Annotated in this window: 6 protein-coding genes; 4 read left to right on the top strand and 2 right to left on the bottom strand. The window is 74.1% G+C overall.

Annotated features, from left to right (window positions below; genetic code table 11):
• Window positions 1–134 precede the first annotated feature (134 nt).
• Together ACZ5WK_RS30235 and ACZ5WK_RS30230 are read right to left on the bottom strand one after the other, a co-directional pair.
• Window positions 135–1,289: a trypsin-like serine peptidase gene (locus ACZ5WK_RS30235; protein WP_465552026.1), complete on the bottom strand. Its 1,155-nt coding sequence runs from the start codon at window positions 1,287–1,289 to the stop codon at window positions 135–137.
• A gap of 37 nt (window positions 1,290–1,326) precedes the next feature.
• A complete protein-coding gene (locus ACZ5WK_RS30230; protein ID WP_465552024.1) occupies window positions 1,327–2,490 on the bottom strand; it encodes a hypothetical protein in 1,164 nt (387 codons plus the stop codon).
• Between the two features lie 357 nt (window positions 2,491–2,847).
• Here ACZ5WK_RS30230 and ACZ5WK_RS30225 point away from each other — a divergent pair, with 357 nt between their 5' ends.
• From ACZ5WK_RS30225 to ACZ5WK_RS30210, 4 genes are read left to right on the top strand one after another with little or no spacing between them, the layout of a single operon-like run.
• Complete coding sequence (locus ACZ5WK_RS30225) at window positions 2,848–4,683, top strand: IucA/IucC family protein (RefSeq protein ID WP_465552022.1); 1,836 nt, start codon at window positions 2,848–2,850, stop codon at window positions 4,681–4,683.
• The gene (locus ACZ5WK_RS30220) at window positions 4,575–5,282 is read left to right on the top strand and encodes a GNAT family N-acetyltransferase (RefSeq protein WP_465552044.1); all 708 of its coding nucleotides are present in this window, start codon (window positions 4,575–4,577) and stop codon (window positions 5,280–5,282) included. Before ACZ5WK_RS30225 ends, ACZ5WK_RS30220 begins: the two co-directional genes overlap by 109 nt.
• A 15-nt stretch (window positions 5,283–5,297) precedes the next feature.
• Window positions 5,298–6,698 carry a lysine N(6)-hydroxylase/L-ornithine N(5)-oxygenase family protein gene (locus ACZ5WK_RS30215; RefSeq protein WP_465552020.1) on the top strand — a complete coding sequence of 467 codons (1,401 nt, stop codon included), beginning with the start codon at window positions 5,298–5,300 and terminating at the stop codon, window positions 6,696–6,698.
• Window positions 6,676–8,511, top strand: coding sequence for an IucA/IucC family protein (locus tag ACZ5WK_RS30210; protein ID WP_465552018.1), 1,836 nt, complete (start codon window positions 6,676–6,678; stop codon window positions 8,509–8,511). The genes ACZ5WK_RS30215 and ACZ5WK_RS30210 overlap by 23 nt, the downstream gene beginning before the upstream one ends.
• The last annotated feature ends 2 nt before the right edge of the window (window positions 8,512–8,513 follow it).

The following is an 8,513-nucleotide window of genomic DNA, read 5'->3' as shown; positions in this document are numbered from 1 at the left end:
CAAGACGCTCGGCTGGGATACCCCAGCCGAGCGTCTACGTGATCTACTCACCGTCTGAAACCAAGCGGTGTTGCGACGACCCCTTGAACCCAAGCTCCGTTGAGGAGACCGGGGCCGTCGGCGTTGCCGCGGGCCTACTTCGCGTTCTTGGAGAAGTAGTCGAAGGCCTGCCGCGCCTGCTCCTGGAGCGAGGGGCCGGCCATGTACTCGGACGGGTTGCGGTTGCCGATCGAGTTGACGCTGATCAGGTTCGGCTTGCCGTCCTTGGTGATGAACCAGCCGCCGCCGCTGGAGCCTCCGGTCATGGTGCAGCCGATCACGTACATCGGCGGCCGGGCCGGGTCGAAGGAGAGCTTGACCGGCCGGATCGCGGAGTCGCAGTGGTTGAGCTCCATGCCGTCGAACGGCCGCTCGGCCGGGTAGCCGTAGGAGAAGGCCGAGGTGATCTGCTCGCGCGGGGCGTTGAACCAGACCGGGATCGAGCTGCCGACCGTCTCCTCCAGCGACTTGCCGGCGCCGTTCTCGTTGCGGACCCGGATGATCCCGTAGTCGTACTGGGAGTTGGGGCCGACGCCGTTCTCCTTCACCCAGGTCGGCGAGACCAGCGCGCGGACCGCCGTCCACCGCCCGTACGGGGAGACCTGCTGCTCGCTGTACTGCCTGCCCCGGCTGGCCTGTCCGTCCCGGTTGTAGCCGGGGACGAAGGTGATGTCCTTCAGCCAGGTGCCGCCCTTGCCGTCGTGCAGGCAGTGCGCGGCGGTGTAGACGAGGTTGCTCCGGCCCGGGTTGGCCGGGTCGGAGACCACGGTGCCGGAGCACATCGAGTCGCCCTCGGGCGTGGTCATGAAGATCTTGCCGACCACGGCCGTCGCCGGGCTGTACGGGTGCGGCTGCGGCTTGGCGGGGATGGCGGCCGGCGGGGTGTCCCGCTCGACCGTGCTGCCGGCCGTCGTGTGCGAGTACTCCGGGGTGGCCCGGCCCTTGGCGTTCTCCATCTTGGCGATCGACCAGAAGCCCTGGGCGACCTCGTTGACGAAGGCGTTGTCGCCGACGAACCTCGCCCAGTCGTCGAGCTTCCAGTTGGCGAGGTCCTGGAGGCTGCCGGGCAGTGCGGCCCCCGGCTTGCCGGGCGCGGTGGTGGCGGCGGTCGCGGACGGCGCGCCCGCGGCCTCGTTGCTCTTCTCGTTGTCCGGCCCGCAGGCGGTCGCGCTGAGGGCGAGCGCGGCGAGCACGGCGGCTCCGGCCGTCGCGGCCCGGCGGCCGGGCCCGGCCGTGGTGATCGGTGGCATGGTGATCTCTCCCCGTCGGTCGGTTCCTGCCAGGCGGCTACTTCTGCTTGCGGGAGATGTAGTCCAGGGCCTGCTTGGCGACCGTCTCCAGGTACGGGCCGCTCAGCGAGGTGTGGTCCTGGGTGCCGACGGAGGTGTTGCTGACCAGTGCGAGCCTGCCGTCCGGCATCGGGGCGAACCAGCCGCCGCCGCTGGAGCCCTGCGTCATGGTGCAGCCGATGGTGTGCATCGACGGGCGCTTCGGGTCGAAGGAGAGCCGGACCGGTTTGCCGCCGTCGCACTTGTACAGCTCCTGCCCGTCGAAGGGCTTGTAGAGCGGGTATCCGACGGCCGAGACCTTCAGCTGGTCGCGCGGGGCGTCGAACCAGACCGGAACGGCCGAACCGACCGTCTCCTCCAGCGACTTGCCGGTGTCGTTCTGGTTCTGCACCCGCATGACCGCGAAGTCGAACTGGCTGGCGGCGTCACCGGTGCCGCCGCCCTCGACCGTCCACTGCGGCGAGGTCACCACGTCCTTGGCCCACCAGGTGCCGAGCGGAGCCAGCTCCGCCAGCGGGGCCTTCTTGCCGCCGCTGGAGGCACCGGAGTTGTTGTAGGCGGGGACGAAGACGAGGTCCTTGTAGAAGGCGCCGCCCTTGCCCGGGTGCACGCAGTGCCCGGCCGTCCAGACCAGGTTGCTCTTGCCGGGGTGGGCCGGGTCGGCGATCACGGTGGCCGAGCAGTTGCCGCGGCCGCCCTCGGCGCTGAAGAACACCTTGCCCGAGGGCTGCTTGGTGTACGGGCGGGCCACCGGCGTCGCCTTGACCACGGGCGGCTCGGGGTCGGTGACCCCGGCGTCCCCGGCCGGCTTGGCGGTGGGCGGCGCCGGTTCGGCGGGCTTGGAGTCGCCCATCTTGTCCGGGTTCCAGAAGTCCTTGACGACGGGGTTGTTGAAGACGTGCTTGGAGGCCCAGTTGTCCCAGTCCTCGAACTTCCACTTCTTCAGGTCGTCCCAGCTCTTCGGCAGGCCCTCCAGCAGGCTGGTCGGGATGCCCGACGGCAGGGTGAGACCGCCGATCACTCCGCCGCCCCCCGCGGCGGCGGAGGCGGTGGCGCTCGTCGAGGCCGGCGGCGGTGCGGCGGTGCCCCCGTCGCCGGCGGGGCCGTCCGGGCCGCAGGCGCTCACGGCGAGCAGGGTTCCGGCGGCAAAGGCCGCGGCCATGGCTGACCGGTGGATCGATGGCATGGTGTTCGCTTTCCCCCTGGATGGTCCTGTTCCGGCGGCGCCCGCCGTCCTGGAGTCTCCCACTCGCCTCCAGGACGGCACGGGCCGACCCCAGGGTTCCGGAGCTGACGGGAGGTCACCGATCTGTGACGAACGCCCCGTCGGCTCGTTGCCACGGCAGGGGCTCCCACCCCAGGGGTGAACAATCACCGCTCTTCACCCGGACGAGTGAGCCGCCCTTGTGATCACCCGTCAGAGATAGGTAACCCTTACCTGACGCGACGGTGCGAGCGCCCGCCAGACCCTCTCCACCACCCGCGCGCGTCCGCACCCCACGCGCCCCAAGGAGCAGCCTTGAGCACCGCCCTCACCGGAGCCCCGCCCGACGTCCCGGCGCGCCGGCCCGCCCCGGCCCGCCCCGCCGTGGCCGGCCCGGCGCAACCCGATCCGCTGCTTCACCCGGACCCGGCCGTCGCCGCCGAACAGGCGGCCCTGGAGGCCCTGCTGCGCTGCTGGGCCCGCGAGACCGGTGCCACGCCCGGCCCCGACGGGCGGCTGCGGATCGCCGTCCTCGGCGGCGCCGCCCGGCTCTCCGCGCCCGTCCGCCACTGGTCCAGGGCCGGCTGGCACCGCTTCGGCCCGGCCACCCTCTCGGCCGGCGGCGGCGCCGCGGCGGGGGATGGCCGCGACGCCCCGGTCGACGCCGTCACCACCGCCGCGCTGCTCGCCGCCGCGGCCGCCGCCCGCCCCGACCCCGGCCAGGTCGCCGACCTCGCCGCCCGGGTCGCCGACTCCGTCGTCCGCACCGCCGACATCCTCACCCACCACCGCACCGCCGCCGCCCCCGGCGGGCCGGAAGGCTCCCACTTCCTCGCCGCCGAACAGTCCCTGCTGCTCGGCCACCCGCTGCACCCCACCCCGAAGAGCCGCGACGGCCTCGGCCCCGCGCAGAGCGCCGCCTACTCCCCGGAACTCCACGGCTCGTTCCAGCTGCACTGGTACGCCGTCGACCGCGAACTGCTCGCCGCCGGCTCCGCCGTGACCGAGAGCGCCGACCGGATCACCACCCGACTCCTCGGCGACCCGGCCCTGCTACCGCCCGGCACCGCCGCCCTGCCGCTGCACCCCTGGCAGGCCCGCGAACTGGCGCTGCGCCCGGCCGTGGCCGGACTCCTCGCCGACGGACTGCTGCACGACCTCGGCCCGGCCGGCGCACCCTGGTACCCGACCTCCTCGGTGCGCACCGTCTACCGGCCCGGCACGCCCTGGATGCTGAAGCTCTCGCTCGGCCTGCGGATCACCAACTCCCGCCGGGAGAACCTCCGCAAGGAACTGCACCGCGGCCTGGAGATGCACCGGCTGCTGGAGAGCGGCCTGGCCGCCGAGTGGCGGGCCGCCCACCCCGGCTTCGACATCGTCCGCGACCCGGCCTGGATCGGCGTCGACCACCCCGCCCTCGGCGACCCGGGCGGCCTGGACACCGTGCTGCGCGCCCAGCCCTTCGCCCCCGGCGACCGCGTGCTCTGCGTGGCCGGGCTGGTCGCCGAACAGCCGCTCGGCACCGGCGACACCGTGCCGTCCCGGCTCGGCGACGTCCTGCGCTCCCTCGCCGCCCGCTGCGGCCGCCCGGTGGCCACCGTGGCCGCCGAATGGTTCCTGCGCTACCTGGACGCCGTCGTGCTGCCCGTCCTCTGGCTGGACGGACGGGCCGGCATCGCGCTGGAGGCGCACCAGCAGAACAGCCTCGTCCTGCTCGACGCCGACGGCTGGCCGACCGGCGGGCGCTACCGCGACAACCAGGGCTTCTACTACCGCCAGAGTGCGGCCGAGCGGCTCACCGGCCGGCTGGCCGGCCTCGGCGCGCAGAGCGACACCTTCCTCGCCGACGAGGTGATCGACCACCACTTCGCCTACTACCTCGGCATCAACCACGTCCTCGGCCTGATCGGCGCCCTCGGCTCCCAGCGGCTGGCCGACGAGGCGGTGCTGCTGGCCGCGCTGCGCGGCTTCCTCGGCAGCCCCCGGGTCGCGGCCACCGGCTCCGCACTGCCCGCCCTGCTGCTGGACGCGGCCACCCTGCCCTGCAAGGCCAACCTGCTCACCCGGATCAACGGCATGGACGAGCTGGTCGGCCCGGTCGCCACCCAGTCCGTCTACGTCGACATCCCCAACCCGGTGGCCGGCGCGTGACCTCCGCCGCGAGCCCGGCCGAGGAGGCCGCCGGCTGGGGCGCCATGCCCACCACCGCCGGCGAGTTCCGGCTCCGCCCGGTCCGGCTGCCCGCCGACCTGGAACTGCTCACCGGCTGGATGAACGACCCGGAGACCGCCGCCTTCTGGGACCTCGCCGGGCCGCCCGCCACCACCGAACGCCACATCCGGGCCCAGCTCGACGGCGACGGGAACAGCGCGCCCTGCCTCGGCCTGCTCGACGGCACCCCGATGAGCTACTGGGAGGTCTACCGCGCCGACCTCGACCCGCTCGCCGGGTACTACCCCGCCCGGCCCCACGACACCGGCGTCCACCTGCTGCTCGGCCCGGCCGACCGGCGCGGGCGGGGCCTCGGCTCCGCCCTGCTCGCCGCGCTGGCCGACCGGATCCTGCGGGAACGGCCGCTCTGCGAGCGCGTGGTGGCCGAACCCGACGTCCGGAACCGGCGGTCCGTCCGCGCCTTCGAACGAGCCGGCTTCGTACCCGCCGCCGAACTCAACCTGCCCGGGAAACGGGCCGCCCTGATGGTCCGCGACCGCGACCGCGGCCCGCTCCCCTCCGCCCCGAACCCCGCCTAGGACACCGCCCACCCCATGGACACCCCACCCCAGCCCGAGCCGTACGACCTGCTCGGCGTCGGCATCGGCCCGTTCAACCTCTCGCTCGCCGCGCTGGCCGAGCCCGTCCCGGGCCTGCGCACCCTCTTCTGCGACCAGCGCCCGGAGTTCCGCTGGCACCGCGGGATGCTGGTCGACGGGGCCCGGATGCAGGTGCCCTTCCTCGCCGACCTGGTCTCGCTGGTCGACCCGACCAACCGCTGGTCCTTCCTCAACTACCTGCGCGAACAGGACCGGCTCTTCCCGTTCTACTTCGCCGAGCGCTTCCAGCTGCCACGCCGGGAGTACGACCACTACTGCCGCTGGGCCGCCGAGCGGCTCGCCAGCTGCCGGTTCGCCACCGTCGTCACCGCCCTGCACTGGGAGGGGGGCCGCTACCGGGCCGAGCTGCTCGACACCGCCACCGGCCGGCGCGAGGAGGTGCACGCCCGCAACCTCGTGCTCGGCGTCGGCACCCGGCCGCTCCTGCCCGAGGCCTTCGCCGGTGTGGCCGGCCACCCGCGGGCCTTCCACTCCGCCGACTACCTGGACCGCCGCGCCGCCCTGGACGGCGCCCGCGACATCACCGTGGTCGGCAGCGGGCAGTCCGGCGCCGAGGTCTTCCTCGACCTGCTGCGGCGCCACGCCGGCGACGGCGTCCGGCTCCGCTGGCTCACCCGGACCAGGGCCCTCGCCCCCATGGAGTACTCCAAACTCGGCCTGGAGCACTTCACCCCCGACTACACCCGCTACTTCCACGGCCTGCCCGAGCCGGTCCGCGACCGCCTGGTCGACGCCCAGTGGCAGCTGCACAAGGCCGCCAGCGCCGAGACCCTCGCCGAGATCCACGACCACCTGTACGAGCGGACCATCGGCCGCCCGATCGACGCCGACCCGGTCGAGATCACCCCCGGAACCACCGTCACCGACGCCCGGCCCGGACCCTGCGGCGGGCTCGAACTCCGCTGCCGGCACGCCGACTCCGGCGCCGAGCACGTCCTGCGCACCGACGCCGTGGTGCTCGCCACCGGCTACCGGGCCGCCCGCCCGGCCGCCCTGGAACCGCTCGCCGAGCTGATCGACTGGGACGGCTCCGGGCGCTACCGCGTCGACCTCGACCACCGGGTCGCGACCCTTCCCGAGCTCACCGGCGGGCTGTACGTACAGAACGCCGAACTGCACACCCACGGCGTCGGCACCCCCGACCTCGGCCTCGGCGCCCACCGTGCCGCGGTGATCCTCAACGCCGTGACCGGCCGGACCGTCCACCGGCTGCCCGCCCGTACCGCGTGGACCGGCTTCGCCCCGCCGGAGCCGGCGGCCCCCGCCTCCACCCCGCCCACCACCACCGTCCCTCGCCCCCAGGAGCTGTCCCGTGCCGCAACCGCCGGCCGCTGAACCGCCGCTGTACCTGCCCCCGCAGCTCACCGCCGGGCACTGGCGGCGGGCCGGCCGCACGCTGCTGGCCAAGATGCTCGGCGAGTTCGCCTACGAGGAACTGATCACCCCGGTCCCCGGCGACGCCGACGGCGCGTACCTGCTGCCCCTGCCCGAGGCCGAGTACCGCTTCACCGCCCGCCGAGGCGCCTACGGCAGCTGGCAGGTGGCCGAGGACTCGGTGCGCTGCTCCCGGCCGGACGGCCTCGACCCGCTGCGCTTCCTCCCGTACGCCCGGCACACCCTCGGCCTGAACGGCGAGACCACCGGCCACCTCGTCCGCGAGCTCACCGCCACCCTGATCTCCGACGCGCACCAGCTCGCCACCGCGCTCACCGCCGCCGAACTGGCCGACCTCGGCCACACCGAGCTGGAGGGCCGGCAGGGCGGCCACCCCTGGATCGTCCCCAACAAGGGCCGGATCGGCTTCTCCGCCTCCGACGCCGCCCGCTGGGCCCCGGAGGCGCGCACCCCGCTGCCACTGCCCTGGATCGCCGTCCACCGCCGGCTCGCCCAGTACCGGGGCGTCCCCGGCCTCACCGAGCCCGGGCAGCTGTACGCCCGCGAGATCGACGACCCGGACGCGCTGCGCGCCGGGCTGCGCGCCCTCGGCCTGGACGCCGACGACTACCTGCTGCTGCCCGTCCACCCCTGGCAGTGGGACGAGACCGTCGTCCCGCTGTTCGCGCCGTGGATCGCGTCCGGCGAGATCGTCCCGCTGCCCTCCGACGGCGACCTGCGGCTGCCCCAGCAGTCCATCCGCTCGTTCTTCAACCGGAGCCGCCCCGACCGCTGCACGGTCAAGCTGCCGCTCGCCATCCTCAACACCCTGGTCTGGCGCGGCCTCCCGACCGAACGCACGCTGGCCGCGCCCGCCGTCACCGCCTGGATCCACGGGCTCCGGCAGGCCGACCCGTTCCTGCGCGACGAGTGCCGGGTGGTGCTGCTCGGCGAGATCGCCTCCGTCACCGTCGACCACCCGCTCTACCGCGAGCTGCCTGAGGCGCCCTACCAGTACAAGGAGCTGCTGGGCGCGATCTGGCGCGAACCGCTCGGCCCCGCCCTGGACGCCGGCGAGCGCGGCCGCACCCTGGCCGCGCTGCTGCAGACCGGCGCCGACGGCCGGGCGCTGGCCGCCGAGCTGATCACCCGCTCCGGGCTCGCCCCGGCCGCCTGGACGGCCCGGCTGTTCGCCGCCATGCTGCCGCCGCTGCTGCACTTCCTCTACCGGTACGGCCTGGTCTTCTCCCCGCACGGCGAGAACGCCATCCTGGTCTTCGACTCCTCCGACGCCCCCGTGCGCCTCGCCGTCAAGGACTTCGTCGACGACGTCAACCTCAGCGACCAGGACCTCCCCGAGCTGCGCGGGCTGCCCGCCGAGGTGGCCGGGGTGCTGCTGCGCGAGGACCCTCAGGGCCTCTGCCAGTTCCTCCACTCCGGCCTCTTCATCGGCGTCTTCCGCTACCTCGCCCCGCTGCTGGAGGCGCAGAGCGGCCTGCCCGAGACGGAGTTCTGGGCGCTGCTGCGGGCCGAGGTCCTCCGGTACCAGGAGCGCTTTCCCGAGCTGAAGGAGCGGTTCGCCCTCTTCGACCTGTTCCGGCCACGGATCGACCGGCTCTGCCTCAACCGCAACCGGCTGCTCCTCGACGGCTACCGGGACCGCCCGCACCGCCCGCACGCGGCCAGGCACGGCACCGTCCCGAACGCCCTCACCCCCGAGGGGACGGCCGGGCTGCCCGGCCAACGGGACCGGATTGTCACCCCTGCCCCGTAGGG

The organism is Kitasatospora sp. NPDC032757 (genome assembly GCF_055579305.1).
The sequence above is the reverse complement of the archived record's forward strand: the minus strand, read 5'-3'. Positions and strand labels throughout refer to the sequence as shown.